Source organism: Janthinobacterium sp. GW823-FHT01H08 (assembly GCF_058797855.1).
In genome coordinates, this window is sequence record NZ_CM179504.1 from 2,519,943 (window position 1) to 2,535,904 (window position 15,962).

At 65.2% G+C, this 15,962-nt stretch carries 16 protein-coding genes; 7 read left to right on the plus strand and 9 right to left on the minus strand.

The window, feature by feature from the left end; all coding sequences use genetic code 11:
* The first annotated feature begins 70 nt into the window (after positions 1-70).
* The 5 genes from AC3RCG_RS11295 (at position 71) to AC3RCG_RS11315 (ending at position 4,141) form a co-directional block, all read left to right on the plus strand.
* Positions 71-346 (plus strand): metal/formaldehyde-sensitive transcriptional repressor, encoded by a 276-nt coding sequence (locus AC3RCG_RS11295; protein ID WP_070311924.1) that lies wholly within the window; start codon positions 71-73, stop codon positions 344-346.
* 10 nt (positions 347-356) lie between these two features.
* Complete coding sequence (dmeF, locus tag AC3RCG_RS11300; RefSeq protein ID WP_492405650.1) at positions 357-1,328, plus strand: CDF family Co(II)/Ni(II) efflux transporter DmeF; 972 nt, start codon at positions 357-359, stop codon at positions 1,326-1,328.
* A 91-nt stretch (positions 1,329-1,419) separates the two neighbouring features.
* Positions 1,420-1,761 (plus strand): zinc ribbon domain-containing protein YjdM, encoded by a 342-nt coding sequence (locus tag AC3RCG_RS11305; protein WP_070218308.1) that lies wholly within the window; start codon positions 1,420-1,422, stop codon positions 1,759-1,761.
* A gap of 68 nt (positions 1,762-1,829) precedes the next feature.
* A complete protein-coding gene (locus tag AC3RCG_RS11310) occupies positions 1,830-2,864 on the plus strand; it encodes an RNA methyltransferase (RefSeq protein WP_121669056.1) in 1,035 nt (344 codons plus the stop codon).
* A gap of 317 nt (positions 2,865-3,181) precedes the next feature.
* A complete protein-coding gene (locus AC3RCG_RS11315; protein ID WP_083289991.1) occupies positions 3,182-4,141 on the plus strand; it encodes an IS110 family RNA-guided transposase in 960 nt (319 codons plus the stop codon).
* Between the two features lie 24 nt (positions 4,142-4,165).
* On the opposite strand, the gene AC3RCG_RS11320 is transcribed toward AC3RCG_RS11315, so the two are convergent.
* Both AC3RCG_RS11320 and AC3RCG_RS11325 read right to left on the minus strand, forming a co-directional pair.
* A complete protein-coding gene (locus AC3RCG_RS11320; protein WP_492404032.1) occupies positions 4,166-4,570 on the minus strand; it encodes a hypothetical protein in 405 nt (134 codons plus the stop codon).
* 73 nt (positions 4,571-4,643) lie between these two features.
* A complete protein-coding gene (locus tag AC3RCG_RS11325; protein ID WP_070218305.1) occupies positions 4,644-4,871 on the minus strand; it encodes a hypothetical protein in 228 nt (75 codons plus the stop codon).
* 126 nt (positions 4,872-4,997) lie between these two features.
* Here AC3RCG_RS11325 and AC3RCG_RS11330 point away from each other — a divergent pair, with 126 nt between their 5' ends.
* Positions 4,998-5,675, plus strand: a complete 678-nt coding sequence (locus tag AC3RCG_RS11330) for a phosphoribosylanthranilate isomerase (protein WP_492404014.1) — start codon at positions 4,998-5,000, stop codon at positions 5,673-5,675.
* Here the strand turns inward: AC3RCG_RS11330 and AC3RCG_RS11335 are convergent.
* The 7 genes from AC3RCG_RS11335 to AC3RCG_RS11365 form a co-directional block, all read right to left on the minus strand.
* Positions 5,672-6,580 carry a LysR family transcriptional regulator gene (locus AC3RCG_RS11335; protein WP_492404012.1) on the minus strand — a complete coding sequence of 303 codons (909 nt, stop codon included), beginning with the start codon at positions 6,578-6,580 and terminating at the stop codon, positions 5,672-5,674. The genes AC3RCG_RS11330 and AC3RCG_RS11335 overlap by 4 nt on opposite strands.
* Before the next feature lie 198 nt (positions 6,581-6,778).
* Entirely contained in the window at positions 6,779-7,294 is a 516-nt protein-coding gene (locus AC3RCG_RS11340; RefSeq protein ID WP_492404010.1) for a 4'-phosphopantetheinyl transferase family protein, read from the minus strand.
* A 21-nt stretch (positions 7,295-7,315) separates the two neighbouring features.
* Positions 7,316-11,371 (minus strand): Pls/PosA family non-ribosomal peptide synthetase, encoded by a 4,056-nt coding sequence (locus AC3RCG_RS11345; protein ID WP_492404008.1) that lies wholly within the window; start codon positions 11,369-11,371, stop codon positions 7,316-7,318.
* A 148-nt stretch (positions 11,372-11,519) separates the two neighbouring features.
* Positions 11,520-12,224: an anaerobic ribonucleoside-triphosphate reductase activating protein gene (locus tag AC3RCG_RS11350; protein WP_099408750.1), complete on the minus strand. Its 705-nt coding sequence runs from the start codon at positions 12,222-12,224 to the stop codon at positions 11,520-11,522.
* Complete coding sequence (nrdD, locus tag AC3RCG_RS11355; RefSeq protein WP_070218300.1) at positions 12,217-12,414, minus strand: anaerobic ribonucleoside-triphosphate reductase; 198 nt, start codon at positions 12,412-12,414, stop codon at positions 12,217-12,219. The genes AC3RCG_RS11350 and nrdD overlap by 8 nt, the downstream gene beginning before the upstream one ends.
* Positions 12,411-14,159 (minus strand): ribonucleoside triphosphate reductase, encoded by a 1,749-nt coding sequence (locus tag AC3RCG_RS11360; RefSeq protein ID WP_409026700.1) that lies wholly within the window; start codon positions 14,157-14,159, stop codon positions 12,411-12,413. Before AC3RCG_RS11360 ends, nrdD begins: the two co-directional genes overlap by 4 nt.
* A 118-nt stretch (positions 14,160-14,277) precedes the next feature.
* A complete protein-coding gene (locus AC3RCG_RS11365) occupies positions 14,278-14,694 on the minus strand; it encodes a hypothetical protein (RefSeq protein WP_070289792.1) in 417 nt (138 codons plus the stop codon).
* A gap of 161 nt (positions 14,695-14,855) precedes the next feature.
* On the opposite strand from AC3RCG_RS11365, the gene ubiU reads away from it, so the two are divergent.
* Positions 14,856-15,893 (plus strand): ubiquinone anaerobic biosynthesis protein UbiU, encoded by a 1,038-nt coding sequence (gene ubiU / locus AC3RCG_RS11370; protein WP_492404005.1) that lies wholly within the window; start codon positions 14,856-14,858, stop codon positions 15,891-15,893.
* The last annotated feature ends 69 nt before the right edge of the window (positions 15,894-15,962 follow it).

Sequence of the window (15,962 nt, forward strand, 5' to 3'; positions counted from 1 at the left end):
TATGCCTTGTTGACGTAGCCGTGGCGTTCTCTGATAGTATACCCCCCTATAGTATTTATCGGAGTGAATTATGGGCCACACGGCACACAACAAGACCAGGCTGCTCAATCGCGTCAAGCGCATCCGTGGCCAGGTGGAAGGCCTGGAGCGGGGACTGGAAGAGGGCCGCGACTGCGGCGAAGTGCTGCAGCTGATCGCCGCCGTGCGCGGCGCCGTCAATGGCCTGATGGCCGAAGTCATCGAAGAGCATTTGCGCGAGCACGTGGCCAGTCCCGATATCTCCGGCGAAGAGCGGGCCAGAGGCGCCGACGACATCGCGGGCATCCTGCGCACCTACCTCAAATAAGGAGAACGTCATGAAAACGCAATCCCTCAATGAAGACCTCTCCGCCTGGCAGCACGAACACGTCTTCGGCGCCGCCAGCGACAAGGCCGAGCGCCGCGCGCGCATCGTCATGTGGATCACCTTGGCCACCATGGTGCTGGAAATCGTCGCCGGCTGGTGGTACAACTCCATGGCCCTGCTGGCCGATGGATGGCATATGAGTTCGCACGCGCTGGCCATCGGCCTGGCCGCATTTGCGTATGCGGCGGCGCGCCGCTATGCGCGCGACCCCCGCTTTGCCTTCGGCACGTGGAAGATCGAGGTGCTGGCCGGCTATACGAGCGCCATCCTGCTGCTGGGCGTGGCTGTGCTGATGGTGGCCGCTTCCGTCGAGCGCCTGTTCTCGCCGCAGCCCATCCACTATCCGCAGGCGATGGCGGTGGCGGCCTTCGGCCTGGCGGTCAACCTCGTGTGCGCGCTGATCCTCGGCGGGCACCACGACCATGACCACCATGATGGCCACGATCACCATGACCATCATGGGCACCACGACCACCATGGCCATGGCGAAGACCTGAACATGAAGGCCGCCTACATCCACGTGCTGGCCGACGCCGCCACGTCCGTGCTGGCCATCGTGGCGCTGGCCGGCGCGTGGGCTTACGGCTGGCAGTGGCTCGATCCCGTGATGGGTATCGCGGGCGCCGTGCTGGTGGCGCTGTGGGCGAAAAAGCTGATGCTGGACACGGGCAAGGTCTTGCTGGACCGCGAGATGGACCACCCCGTGGTGGATGAAATCCGCGAAGCGGTGGAAGTGGAAAGCGCCGGCGACACGCCGCGCATCGTCGACCTGCACGTGTGGCGAGTCGGCAAGCAGCTGTATTCGTGCGCCTTGTCCGTCGTCAGCCGCGACGCCGCATTGACGGCCGCCGAACTGCGCGCGCGCATCGGCATCCACGAGGAAATCGTCCACAGCACCATCGAGATTATTCGCCGGCCTTGATAATGATGGGGAAAAAAGCCCGTTGATGCGGGGCGTAGGCCGTATAATGTCGGCTTTTACAGCACGCGCTGTTCACCAGACAGAGAAGAAAATGAGCACATTACCACCATGCCCGCAATGCCAATCCGAATTCACGTACGAAGACGGCAGCCAGTTGATCTGCCCTGAGTGCGCGCATGAATGGTCGGCCACGGCTGGCGAAGCCGTGGAAGAGGGCGCCCGTGTGTACCGCGATTCGGCCGGCAATATCCTGCAGGACGGCGACACGGTCAGCGTCATCAAGGACTTGAAATTGAAGGGCGGCGGCGGTGTCGTCAAGATGGGCACGAAGGTCAAGAACATCCGTTTGGTCGACAGCGACCACGACATCGACTGCAAGATCGACGGCTTCGGTTCCATGAGCTTGAAGACGGAATTCGTCAAGAAAGTGTAAGACTTTTCCTTGCCATTCGCGGCGCGCCTCGCATTGTTGCCGGCGCGCCGTTTTTTATTTCAGACCCCATGCAAATCGACCATCTCCGCCAGCGCCTGCGCGCCTTGGGCGCCAAGCCCCTGCACGAACAGCGCGTGCTGCGCGACTGGATACAGGGCCAGCCGCACGACCAGGGCCGGCGCCGCGCCGAAGACTTTTTGCCGCTGCCCGTGCGCGACGCCTTGCCTGCGCTCGACCTCGAACTGCAGGGCATGCTGAAACTGCTCAGCACCCATCCGGGTGCCGACGGTTCCGCGCGCCTGCTGGTGGGGCTGCACGACGGCCAGACGGTGGAAAGCGTGCTGCTGCCGCGCGACGGCCTGTGCGTGTCGAGCCAGGTGGGCTGCGCCGTCGGCTGCCAGTTCTGCATGACGGGCCGTGACGGCTTGATCCGGCAAGTGACCAGCGGCGAGATCGTCGCCCAGGTGGTGCTGGCGCGCACCTTGCGCCCGGTGAAAAAAGTCGTCTTCATGGGCATGGGCGAACCGGCGCATAACCTGAACAATGTGATGGAAGCGATCGAGCTGCTGGGCACGGAGGGCAATATCGGCCATAAGAACCTCGTGTTCTCCACCGTAGGCGACCCGCGCGCCTTCGAACGCCTGCCGCAGGGGCGGGTCAAGCCGGCGCTGGCCCTGTCGCTGCACACGACGAAGCCGGCGCTGCGCGAACAGCTGCTGCCGCGCGCACCCAGGCTCACACCGCGCGAGCTGGTGGACTTCGGCGAAGCGTATGCGCGCCTGACCGGCTATCCGGTGCAGTATCAGTGGACGCTGATGGAAGGCGTCAACGATGGCGACGACGAGATGGACGGCATCGTCGCGCTCTTGCAGGGCAAGTACGCGGTGCTCAACATGATCCCGTATAACACCATCGATGACTTGCCGTTCAGGCGTCCCAGCTGGGACAAGGCGCGCGCCATCGCCGCCGCCCTGCACGCGCGCGGCGTGCTGACCAAATTGCGCGATTCGGCCGGTCAGGACGTGGAGGGGGGCTGCGGGCAGTTGCGGGCGCGCGAAGCGAAGGGCAAGGTCATTGCCATCCGTGCCAGCGTGACGGCGTAGGTCGGATTAGCGGAGCGTAATCCGACATTCGCCCATACGCCTACAATGATGTCGGATTACGCGGTGCCCGCTAATCCGACCTTGTATTATTCCCCTCATGCCGTTCGTGGTATTGCGAACGGTATCGACCGCTGTCAAAATCTTGGTAGGCATATCAAGACCGGGTAACTGGATGCCGTATCCGCCCTTAGGCCCCGAGCCAGCTCCGTAGATCTCGCACCAGTTACCCATCCTCCATGTCAAGATCGGACAGTATCTTTGGCACCGGCATGCCGGTTAGCCCGCATTTGCAAGGTAGATCGCAAGAGGACCACAGCATGTTTAATTTAGGAATCGACGTTGCCAAGGCCAAGCTCGACTGCGCGCTGCGCCTGCCCAACGGCAAGCATCGTAACAAGGTTGTCGAGAACAACCGTCAAGGATTCACCGCGCTCCACGCATGGCTGCTGAAGCATGCTGCCGGCAGCCCCAGGGTGTGCATGGAAGCGACGGGCACGTATTGGGAAGGGGTTGCCGAATATCTCGCTGGACTTGGCATGGTGGTCAGTGTCATCAATCCAGCCCAGATCAAGGCCTTCAGCGCTTCACGCCTGGTGCGCACCAAGACCGACAAGGTCGACGCACAGCTGATCGCCGACTTCGCCCATGAACGCCAGCCAGAGCCCTGGCAGGCGCCATCGCCGGCCGAGCAATCGCTGCGCGCGCTGGTGCTGCGCCTCGATGCCTTGCAAGCGATGCGCCAGCAGGAAAGCAACCGGCTTGAAGTGGCGCGCGCGGCGGTACGCCAGGGTATCGAGGATCATATTGCCTGGCTCGACGCCGAGATCAAGGCGCTGATCCTGGCGATCCGCCGTCATATCGATGACGACCCGGATTTACGCGGCAAGCGCGAATTGCTCGATAGCATCCCTGGCCTGGGCGAGCGCACGATTCCCGTGCTGCTGTCCTACTACGCCAATCCTGAGCGCTTCGACAGCGCCAAGCAGGCGGTGGCGTTTGCGGGCCTCGATCCGCGCCAGCACGAGTCAGGTTCCAGCGTGCGTGGCAAGCCACGCATGTCGAAGGTCGGCCACAGTTTCCTGCGCAAGGCACTGTACATGCCGGCCATGGTGGCAGTGCATAAGACGCCTTGGGGCAAGCGCTTCGGTCAGCGTCTGCGTGACGCCGGCAAAGCGCCCAAGCTGATCATCGGCGCCATGATGCGCAAGCTGGTGCACGTGGCATTCGGCGTGCTCAGGTCGGGAAAAATATTTGATCCGGCCTTGCACGCCGCTTGACGGGGATAACAGTATCTACTCGGCTCACACCCCACCGAGCAAATCGTTTTCATTCAATATCGCAAACGCGATCTCGGGATGCGCTGCCAGACAGCGGCGCACGGCGGCGGGAATGGCGGCGCGCGTCTTGCGGCACAGGCCGGGCCGCTCCTGCAGGCGGATCTGGAAGCCGCGCACGGTGCGCACTTCGCCGCTGCCCGGCACGATCTGCAATTCCACGCCCAGGTTGCTCTTCAACAGCCGCTGCAGCTTCTGCAGCTGTGCATACGTGGCGATGCCCTCGATGTGCGCCAGCAGGCGCTTTTCTTCCGTCAGGTTCAGGCGCAGGATGGACAGGTCCGCCTGCGGATCGTCGAGCAGGCGCTCGCGCTCGCAGTCGCACAGCTGCGGCGGGCACTCCTTGCGGACTTCAAAATCGACGATGCGCATGCTGGTGTTCCAGTGACGTTCCAATGGCGATCCGGGATCAATCAAGTATCGTCCGCCGCCTGGCGCATGTCAATCAGCGCGGGCTGACGATCAGGCGCCAGCGGATGGCGCCTTGCTCGCTGCTGTGCTGGTGGTGGTTTTGCGGCGGCATGACGTGGCCTTCCGTCGAGACGATCTCGTGCGCGCAGCCGTCGCAGCGGTAGATGCCCGAATACGGCACGGCTTCGCCGGGCGAGGTCAGTTCATCGAAACGCGGGTGCATGGAGCGCGCCACGTAGCTGGGGTTTTTGTAGTCGGCCATGGATTCCTCTGGATGTGGGCAGGTCCCCATTCTGGCACACAATCGTGCACGGCCTTGACCGCGTGTCTTGGCGCGCGCGCCGCCCTGTGTTGTAATGTTGATCATCCCGACGGAGTACGCAAGGCCATGAGAACCCGCATCAAGATCTGCTGCATCGCTTCCATCGACGAAGCGCAACTGGCCATTGCCGCCGGCGCCGACGCGCTGGGCCTGGTGGCCGCCATGCCGTCCGGCCCCGGCCCGATTCCCGACGCGCGCATCGCGCAGATCGCCGCCTGGACGCCGCCGCCCGTGGCCACCTTCCTGCTGACGTCCGAGACGACGGCGGCAGCCATCGCCGAACACGTGCGCGCCACGCAGCCGTCCACCGTGCAGATCGTCGGCCATATCGACCCCGGCGAAGTGGCGCAGCTGGCGCGCTTGCTGCCGCACGTGCGGCGCGTGCAGGTGATCCACGTGGAGGGACCGGAGGCGTTGGCGCTGATCCCCGCCTACGCGCCCCATGTCCACGCTTTTTTGCTCGATTCGGGACGCCCCGGCGCGGCTGTGCCGGAGCTGGGCGGCACGGGCCGCACGCATGACTGGTCCGTCAGCGCGCGCTTCGTGCGCGCCAGCCCCCGTCCCGTCTTCATGGCCGGCGGCCTCGATGCGAACAATGTGATGGAGGCGCTGCGCCAGGTACGCCCCTACGGCATCGACCTGTGCTCGCGCGTGCGCACGGACGGCCAGCTCGATGTCATGAAGCTGGCCTTGCTGATGGCGGCCGTGCGCGACGTGGATGCGGCGCTGTATGCGGAAGGCTAAGCCGCCGTTGCCGACGCGTTCATCTCGCGCACGAACGCTTCCGTAAACGCGGCCACCATGCCGCTGGCTGCGCGCGGCGAGATCAGGCCCACGACGGAGTGCGATTCCTCGTCCGGCAGGGCGATAAAACGCACGCCGGGCGGCGCCACCAGGCGCATGCTGTCGGGGACGATGGCGATGCCCATATTGGCCTCGATCAGGTTCAGCTGCGACGTCTTGCGCGACAGGGCGCGCGCCGCCTTCGGGAAGAATCCCTGCGCCAGGCACAGGCCCGCCACCAGGTAGCTGAGGCCCCCCCGGTCCTTGTGCGGGATCGAGACGAACGCTTCGTCGCGCAGGGCGGCGATCGTCGTGCGCTCCAGCGCGGCCAGCGGCGACATCGCCGACACGGCCACCACCAGTTTTTCCGCAAACAGTTCGCGCACGACGATGTTGGCGTGCTTGCGCAGGGTGGGCAGGCGCACGAGGCCCAGGTCGGCGCGGCCTTCTTCGATATCAAACGCCTGGTTTTCCGACGAGCCTTTCGACACGTCGAGCGAAACGCCGGGGAATTGCGCCAGCAGCCGGTTCAGCACGGCGCCGATGGCGGGCGTGAGGGTGACGGAACTCGAATGCAGCAGGCGGATGATGCCTTGCGCGCCTTGTCCCACGTGGCGCGTCTGGCGCACGGTTTCCTCGATGTCGTCGAGGATGCGCCTGGCGCGTTCATAAAACAGCTGTCCCGCGGGCGTCAGCTCGATATGGCGCGCGTCGCGCGTGAGCAGCAGGGCTTGCACCTCGCCCTCGAGCTCCTTGATTTGCCGGCTCAGGGCCGACTGCGCGATATACAGCTTTTCCGCCGCGCGCGAGTAGCTGCCCGCATCGACGACTTCGACAAAGTAGCGGAACTGTCTGATGGAAATCAATCGTATGCCTTTTCGAGATCGGAGACTGCCTGATTTGATATTGGCCTGGCCCCGGCGTTCAGGCTACAGTGCATTGGTCCGCTGTCACTGCAAAGGAAAGACCATGCTGGAATTGATCGGGGTGCTGGGACTGCTCGTCAGTATTATCGTAAAACTGATTTTCGTCCAGATCGGCGGCGCGGCCGAGGGCAAGGAGGACTAATATGCCAGCGTCGCCACATACGGTGCCGACAACGCCAGCGTTTTCAGGCGGCAGGCCGGTGCGGCCCCATCCCACTCCGCCAACTGCTTGCCCGCGCACTTGAGCGCCGCCTCGCGCGCCGTCCACGCCTGCGCCAGGCGCCGCGGGCGTTGCGCATCGGGGCCGGCGGCCAGTTCCTGCGCCACTTGCGGCCCCAGATAGTCGCGTGCCAGATGGAACCAGTCGGCAATGTCCTGCACCCGCATCACGTCGATGCCAACGGGACCGTGCAGGCCGATGGCAGCCAGCGACAGTCTCTCGTCATGGCTGAACGACAGGCCCGCCGGGCGGCCAGCCAGCAGCAAGCGGGGAGGGGTGCCCGGCGTCGACTCCACGGAAATCGCCTCGATGCCCAGGTTTTGCCACTGCGCCGCCGCTTCCCGCACGGCCTGGCGCAGGTGCGCGCGTGCTTCGATGCGGGATGGCGGCGGCACAATGCCGATCACCAGCACGCCGTCTCTTGACAAGAGCACCGTAAAATCCATCAGCTGCAATCAGCTACGCAAAGGCGCGGCCGGGCAGCCCGCCCAGTTGCTGCCGGCGGGGATGTGCTCGCCCTTCATCACCAGGGTCAACGGTCCCAGGCGCGCATTGTCGCCCACCTTGGCGCTGTACAGCACGGAGCTGCGCGGCCCCATGTAGACGCGCTGGCCGATTTCCACGTGGTCGATCTTCATCACGCGGTCTTCGAACAGATGCGTTTGCGGGCAGGTGAGCGCATTCAATTCGCTGTAGTCGCCGATGTGCACGCAGTCGAACTCCGTAATGTCCGTCGTGTCCATGTAGACGCCGCGGCCGATCTTGCAGCCGAACAGGCGGAAAGCCAGCGGCAGCCACGGCGTGCCGCGCAGGTAGCGCATGAAGTTGGGCACGGCGATGCCTTCATACAGGTTGGTCACGCCTTCCGAAATCCACACGAAAGGCGTCCACATGGGCGCCGCGTGCTTGCGGTAGCGTCCCAGCAGCAGCCACTTGAACAGCACGACCACCAAAAAATTGCCGATGCCATAGGCGATGCCGGCAATTGCCAGGTCGCTCACCACTTCGCCCCAGCGCCCGGCGCCCGCGATGGGCATCACGTCCAGCACCAGCGTATAGCCGACGGCGATCACCACGGCGTGCGGCGCGACGATGCGGAACGCTTCGATCAGGCTGCGGCCCAGGCGGCGCAGCAGCGACGGCTTGAACGTCAGGTGCTCGGCAAAGCCGCTGACCTGTTCGCGCGCGGGCAAATGCATGGGCGGGGAACCCAGCCAGGTGTCGCCGCTGTGCATCTGCTCATTGCGCGGCGCGTGCGTGTGCACGCCGATCAGCACGTGCTCGGGCAGCACGGTGCCGTCCGGGATATAGCTGCCGTTGCCGACAAAGCTGCGGTGCGAGACGACGGTGGGGCGCATGGTCATCCAGCCGCCGTCGATCTGCTCGTCGCCCAGCATGACGGCGTCGGCGATGAAGGTGTCGTCGCCCAGTGTCAGCATGTCGGGCACGACGCCCAGCGCCGTGGAAATCTCCGCGCCCTTGCCCACCTTGGCGCCCAGCAGGCGGTACCAGTACGGCGCGTACACGGTGGCGTAGATGCCGTGCAGGACGTTCAAGCTCGATTCCTGGATATGGCTGACCAGCCACTTGGCGCAATAGATATTGCTGTGCACGGGCGAGCTGCCCGGTTTCAGGCGCGGCAGCGCGCCCCAGCGGATGGCGGCCGACAGCAGGGCCGTGAGCACGATCAGCACGGCGCTGGCGGGGAAGGCCAGCAGGAAGTAGCGGGCCAGCTGGGTCGTCACGTCGCGCCCCTGCAGCCACGGCATCATTTCGCGCTCGTCGAACCAGTCGATCAGCACGAAGCTGGGGAAGACGGGCATGAAGAACAGCACGGCGATGAGGACCATGCCGAAGCAGAAGAACACGGTTTCGCCCGTCAGGCGCAGGCGCGAGACGGCGGGGCGCGGCGGCTGGCTGGCCCGGTCATAGGGGCCGATTTCGCGCGCGGGCGATCCCGTCCAGACGCGCCCGGCCGGCACCGAAGCGCCGTCGGCCAGTGCCGACTGGCCCTCGAGGTGACCGAAGGCGCCTACTTGCGTATTGCCTTCCAGGATAGCGTAAGAGCTGATGCAGGCATCGTCGCCGATGCTGATCTGCCCCAGCAGCAAACGGCCCCGTTCCACGCGGGCGTTTTCAAAGTTGACGGCATTGCCCACGCTGACGTTGTCGCCGATGGACAGCAGGTCGGGCGCGCGCAGGGTCATCGAGCCGATGACCACTTCCTTGCCCACTTTCGCGCCCAGCGCGCGCAGCCACCAGCTGTTCAGGGATGAGCCGCTGAGCAGGTAGGCGGGCGCCGATTCGACCAGGCGGTCGGCCAGCCACCAGCGGTAATAGGTGACGCCCCACAGCGGATAGCTGCCCGGTTTCAGACGCCCGGCGATCAGCCACTTGCCGGCAATCGCAATGGCAAATTCGGCCAGGGTCGCCAGCAAGAACACGCCGATCGAGGCGGCGATGGCGCGCGGCACGGTGTCGCCCGTGTCGCCCGTGAAGAAGTGGTAGGTGAAGAACGGCGCCATCCACTGCGCCATGCGCAGGGTGACGAGGCCCGGCACGGCCGCCGCCTGCGCCGCGCCGCAGATCCAGCGCTTCCAGGCCGACGGCGGCGTCCAATCCGCTTCCGGCGTGGCCAGCGCGGGCGCTTCGTTCAGCACGGCGGCGATCTTGCCGATCTGCCGGTTCTGATAAATGTCGCGTACCGTCATGTGGGCGTAGGCCGGATCGGCGCGCAGGGCGGACGCCAGGCGGGCGGCCAGGAAGGAGTGGCCGCCGAGGTCGCTGAAGAAGTCCAGCTGGCGCAAGATGGCCTGACCGGGGAACAGCTTGGCCAGGGCCGCGAACAGGGCCGCTTCGGCCGGCGTTTCCGGCACGTCCGAGATCCCCGCCTCGCCGGCCGGCGGGGCAGACAGGGGCATGGCTTTCAAGGCTTTTCTGTCGATTTTTCCCGAGGTCAGGCGCGGCATCAGCGGCAGCAATTCAAAGCGGCCCGGCACCATGTAGGGCGGCAGGTGCAGGTTCAGGGCCGCGCGCAGGGTTTTCGCCGCCAGGGCGTCGCCGGGCGCCTCGTCGCTGCCGACGATGTAGGCCACCAGCTGGTCAATGCCGTCATCCTTGCGCAGCAGGACGGCCACCGTGCCCACGCCCGGCTGCTGCGCCAGCACGGCTTCGATCTCGCCCAGTTCCACGCGGAAGCCGCGTATCTTCACCTGGTCATCGGCGCGGCCCAGGCACAGCACCTGGCCGTCCGCATCGATGCGGGCCAGGTCGCCCGTGCGGTACAGGCGCGCGTCATCGTCGCTGGTCGCCCACGGGTTGGGCAGGAATTTTTCCACCGTCAGATCGGGCCGGCCCAGGTAGCCCTCGGCCAGGCCGGGGCCGATGATGCACAGTTCCCCCGTTTCGCCGCGCGCCAGCAATGTCAATGGGCGGTTTTCACCCGGCTCGGCCACCTGCAGCACCAGCAAGCCGTAGTTGGGCAGCGGCGTGCCGATGGTGACGGGTTCGCCGGGGCGCAGCCGCGCCAGGCTGCACGAGACGGTCGCTTCCGTGGGGCCGTAGGTGTTGAACATGGCGCGGCCCGGGCGCGACCAGCGCTCGACCAGGGACTCGGGGCACATCTCGCCGCCCAGGTTGATCAGGCGCAGGCTCGGTACTTCCTCGGCGAACAGGGCCAGCAGGGTCGGCACGGCATGGAGAACGGTGACGTGGTTGGCGGCCAGCGCGCGCGGCAAGGCTTCCGGGTCGCCCGAGATCTCCTTGGGACCCAGCCACAGGGTGGCGCCCACCAGGTAGGCGATCCAGATTTCCTCGAACGACATGTCGAAGGCAACGGAAAAGCCCTGGTAGACGGTGTCGCTTTGCGTCACTTCCAGCACGGCGTTTTCGCTGCGCAGGAAGTGGCAGATGCTGCGCTGATTGATCAATATGCCCTTGGGCTTGCCCGTGGAGCCGGACGTGTAGATCACGTATGCCGGGTGTTCGGGCAAGACTGTGCCGCGCGCGGGCAGCAGTTCGCCCGGCGCGGCGGGGGCCAGCAGGCTTTCCGCGGTCCACACGGGACGCTGGACGCCAGCCTGCTCCAGGCGCGGCGCGAACTGCGCGCAGCTGACGACGCCAGCGCCATTGGCGTCGTCGAGGCACACTTGCAGGCGCTCGACGGGCGTGTCTTCATCGACGGGCAGCCAGGCGGCGCCCGCCTTGGCGATGGCCGCCTGCATCAGCAGCAGAGGGGCGCCGCGCGGCAGCCACAGGCCCACGATGTCGCCGGGCTTGACGCCGGCCGCCACCAGGCGCGAAGCCGCCAGGCCCGCCTGCGCATCGAGTTCGGCATACGTGATGCTGCGCGCGCCATCGATCAGGGCGATTTGTTCGGGACAGCGGCGCGCCGTCGCTTCCAGCAGGTCGGCCAGCACTTCCTCGCGCAGCAGATCCGGTCGCGGCGGGCCGTACAGGATGTCGGCGTGGGTGGAAGGGATGTCTGGGCTGACTGCGGTGAAATCGTTCATGGATGACGCTTATCTGTAATGCGGTGTGAGGAATCTGACGGGCTGCGCATGGTGCGCGGCACAGTTGATACATTACAGCACACAAGACATTTCAGCGTTGCAGAACGGGGAATTTTGCGGGACTTTCAATAATTATGTGGCTGCACGATCAACTGCCATGATTACGGAATGTAAAACGGGGAAACATGGCGCCGATTTGCGCCACAGTAGCCGCCGCCGGATAGCCGTGCAGGGGGCGGCCGGACAGCGCCGCGTCCGCGCAGCCTTCGGCGCGGAACTGCTGCAGCACGTAGTTGTCGACGCCGTTGGCGGCCAGGGTGGCGGCCAGGGCCAGCAGCTGTTCGTCCGGCAGCAAGTCCGGATGGGTGGTGGTGCGGCATTCGTAGGCGACGCCGCTGGCGAGGATGGCGTCCAGGCAGGCGCGCGCCGGGTCGCCGCTGCCGGCCACGCGGGTCACATGACGATAGTCGGCAAACGGCGCCTTGATGTCGAAGCCGACCCAGTCGACCAGGGGCAGCACTTCCTGCAGGCGCTGCGGATAGATGCAGGCCGTGTGCAGGCCGATGCCGAAACCCAGCGCCCTGACGTCCAGCATGGCGCGCGCCAGCGCCGGGTCCATGCATGCCTCGCCGCCGCTGAAGACGACGGCGTCGACGAGGCCCACGCGGCGCCGCAGCCAGGTCAGTACGTCCTGCCACGGCATGGCGCCTTCGGGCGTGCGCGCCTGCAAGTGCGGATTGTGGCAATAGCCGCAACGCCAGGGGCAGCCCTGCACGAACACCACGGCAGCCAGCTTGCCCGGGTAGTCGGTGGCGGAAAAGGGCGTCAGGCCGCCCACTTTCAACTCAGCCATGGCAGGCCGGCTGGCCAACCCGGGCGCTCGCTTCCGTAAAATACTGGCGCTCGTGGAATTCGCCCTGCTTGCCGATGTTGAACGAGGCGACGGGGCGGTGATAGCCCATCACGCGCGTCCAGATTTCGCAGCGCTGGCGTTCGCTGTCGAGCAGGGTGATGGCGGGAGTGAAGTCGGGACGTGCGTTCATGGCGTTTCCTCAAGTGATGGAGCAATGTGGGCCTGCTTGCGGGCGATCAGCTCCGCGTCGCAGGTGGGGCAAAATTCATGTTTGCCGGCCAGGTAGCCGTGGCGCGGGCAGATGGAAAACGTGGGCGTGACGGTGATGTAGGGCAGCGAGAAGCGGCTCAGGGCGCGTTTGACCAGCTCGCGGCAGGCGTTCGCGTCCGACAGCGCTTCCGTCATGTACAAATGCAGCACCGTGCCGCCCGTGTATTTGCGCTGCAGCGCGTCCTGCAATTCGAGCGCCTCGAACGGGTCGTCCGTGTGGCCGACGGGCAGTTGCGACGAGTTCGTGTAATACGGATTGTCGACGGTGCCGGCCTGCAGGATGGCGGGATAGCGCTTGCGGTCTTCGCGGGCGAAGCGGTACGTCGTGCCTTCGGCCGGCGTCGCTTCCAGGTTGTACATATGGCCCGTCTCTTCCTGGAAGGCCACCATGCGGGCGCGCACGTGGTCGAGCAGGCGGATCGCCAGCGCATGGCCCTCGGCGGACGTGATGTCCCAGGCGTCGCCGCTGAAATTGCGGATCATCTCGTTGATGCCGTTCACGCCCAGGGTAGAAAAGTGGTTGCGCAGGGTACCCAGGTAGCGCTTCGTGTACGGGAACAGGCCCTGCTGCATCAGTTCCTCGATGGTGCGGCGCTTGATTTCCAGGCTGGTCTTGCCCAGTTCCAGCAGGCGGTCCAGGTCCGCCATCAAGGCCGCTTCGTCGCCGCGCCACAGGTGGCCCAGGCGCGCGCAGTTGATCGTCACCACGCCCAGGGAGCCCGTCTGCTCGGCGGAACCGAACAGGCCATTGCCCCTTTTCAGCAGTTCGCGCAAGTCCAGCTGCAAGCGGCAGCACATGGAGCGGATCATGTTCGGCTTGAGTTCCGAATTGATGAAGTTCTGGAAGTAGGGCAGGCCGTAGCGGGCCGTCATTTCGAACAGGCGTTCCGCGTTTTCGCTATGCCAGTCGAAATCCTCGGTGATGTTATAGGTGGGGATGGGGAAGGTGAAGACCCTGCCCTTGGCGTCGCCCGCCATCATGATCTCGATGTAGGCGCGGTTGATCATGTCCATCTCCGCCTGCAGCTCGCCATAGCTGAAGTCCATTTCCCGGCCGGCGATGACGGGAATCTGCTCGCGCAGGTCGTCCGGGCAGACCCAGTCGAAGGTGAGGTTGGTGAACGGCGTCTGCGTGCCCCAGCGCGATGGCACGTTGAGGTTGAAGATCAGCTCCTGCATGTACTGGCGCACGTCTTCGTAGCGCAGGCTGTCCTTGCGGATGTAGGGCGCCATATAGGTATCGAAGGAGCTGAACGCCTGCGCGCCGGCCCACTCGTTTTGCAGGGTGCCGAGGAAGTTGACGATCTGGCCGATGGCGCTCGACATGTGCTTGGGCGGGCCCGATTCGATCTTGCCCGGCACGCCGTTCAAGCCTTCGTGCAGCAGGGTGCGCAGCGACCAGCCGGCGCAATAACCGGCCAGGATGTCGAGGTCGTGGATGTGCAGGGCCGCTTCGCGGTGCGCCGCGCCCACTTCCGGCGGATACACCTGGTCCAGCCAGTAGTTGGCGATGACCTTGCCCGATACATTGAGTATCAGGCCGCCCAGCGAGTAACCCTGGTTGGCGTTGGCGTTGACACGCCAGTCGCGCCGGTCCAGATATTCATTGATGGACGCGGCGACATCGACCTGGCCGCGTGTGGGGGAAACTGCATTTGTCGTCATGAAACCTCCAATAAACACAACATGCGGTGTTTTTATGGAGATTAATCACTAAATATAGTGGCGTCAAAGGGCGCGTGCAGTTGCGTGACGAATCCTTGATGCAGGTGAAAAATCCACGTCAGCCGCTTTTGTTCCAGCGCGTTTCGCGCAGGATCAGCCAGCTCGCGCAAAAGAACGCGGCGCCGCAGGCGGCCACGCTGGCGACGGAGGCGGGCAGCACGTGCGTCCAGATTTCCAGCGGCGTGTAGGTGCTCCAGCTGGCCACGCGCGCGTCGAAGGTGACGTAGTTCGCCAGCAGCCAGTAGACGGCCAGCAGGCCCGTGCAGATGGCGGCCTGACGCAGCAGCGGCATCTTGCGGCGCGCGAACACGGCCAGCAGGAACAGCAGCAGCACGCCCGGATACGCGCCCAGCACTTCCGGCGACAGCACGGAGATGGTCCCTGCGTCATAGCCATCGGGCGGGCCGGCCCACTGCACCTGCAGCGCGGTGAGGAACAGGGTGAGCAGGAAAATCAGCAGCGGTTTGCGGGTCATGGCGGGCAATCGGATAGGGAAAAAGTGGGGCATTTTACAGCCAGGTCAAGCAAGTTGAACGCGCGCCAGCCATGCATGCATTCCTTCACCTGTGTCAAGGACTGGGCGGTATGGGCGGGGCTATAGTCTGCACCCTGAGCCGATACAGGACTGTGAACACCATGATGCTTGAATCAACCACCGCCACCCGCGTGGCCGGACCGCTGGAACTGGTCTGCCCCGCCGGCAGCCTGCCCGCCTTGAAAGCGGCCGTCGACAATGGCGCCGACACCGTGTACCTGGGTTTTCGCGACGCCACCAATGCACGCAATTTCGCCGGCCTCAATTTCGACGAAAAGGCCATCGCCGAGGGCGTGCGCTACGCCCACCAATATGGACGCAAGGTGCTGCTGGCGCTGAATACCTATCCGCAGCCGCACAACTGGGCCGTGTGGCGCAGCGCCATCGACCGCGCCGCGCAAGCCGGCATCGACGCCATGATCGTCGCCGATCCGGGCTTGATGGCGTATGCAAGCGAGCATCACCCGCAGCTGCGCCTGCACCTGTCCGTGCAAGGCTCGGCCACCAACTACGAAGCGATCAATTTTTACCAGGAACACTTCGGCATCGCCCGCGCCGTGCTGCCGCGCGTGCTGTCGATGGCGCAGGTCGAGCAACTGATCAGCAAGACGGACGTCGAGATCGAGGTCTTCGGCTTCGGCAGCCTGTGCGTGATGGTCGAAGGGCGCTGCGCGCTGTCGTCGTATGCGACGGGCGAGGCGCCGAACACGCACGGCGTGTGCTCGCCGGCGAAATCCGTGCGCTGGCTGGAAACGCCGAACGGCCTCGAATCGCGCCTGAACGGCGTGCTGATCGACCGCTACGCACCGGGCGAAAACGCCAGCTATCCGACCCTGTGCAAGGGGCGTTTCGAAGTCAACGACGAAGAGTATTACGCCATCGAGGAGCCGGCCAGCCTGAACACGCTGGCGCTGCTGCCGCAGCTGATCGCCATGGGCGTGCGCGCCGTGAAGATCGAAGGGCGCCAGCGCAGCCCTGCGTATGTGGCGCAGGTGACGCGCGTGTGGCGCGAGGCGATCGACGCCTGCCGCGAAGGCAATGCGCGCTACGCCGTCAAGCCGGGCTGGATGGCGGCCATGGACAAGCTGGCTGAAGGCCAGCAGCACACGCTTGGCGCCTATCACCGCTCCTGGAAATAGCAAAACCTGCTGCGCTTCTCGGCCCCGCCGCGAGCCGCTCGCTACGGTTTTGTCACTTAAAAAAATATT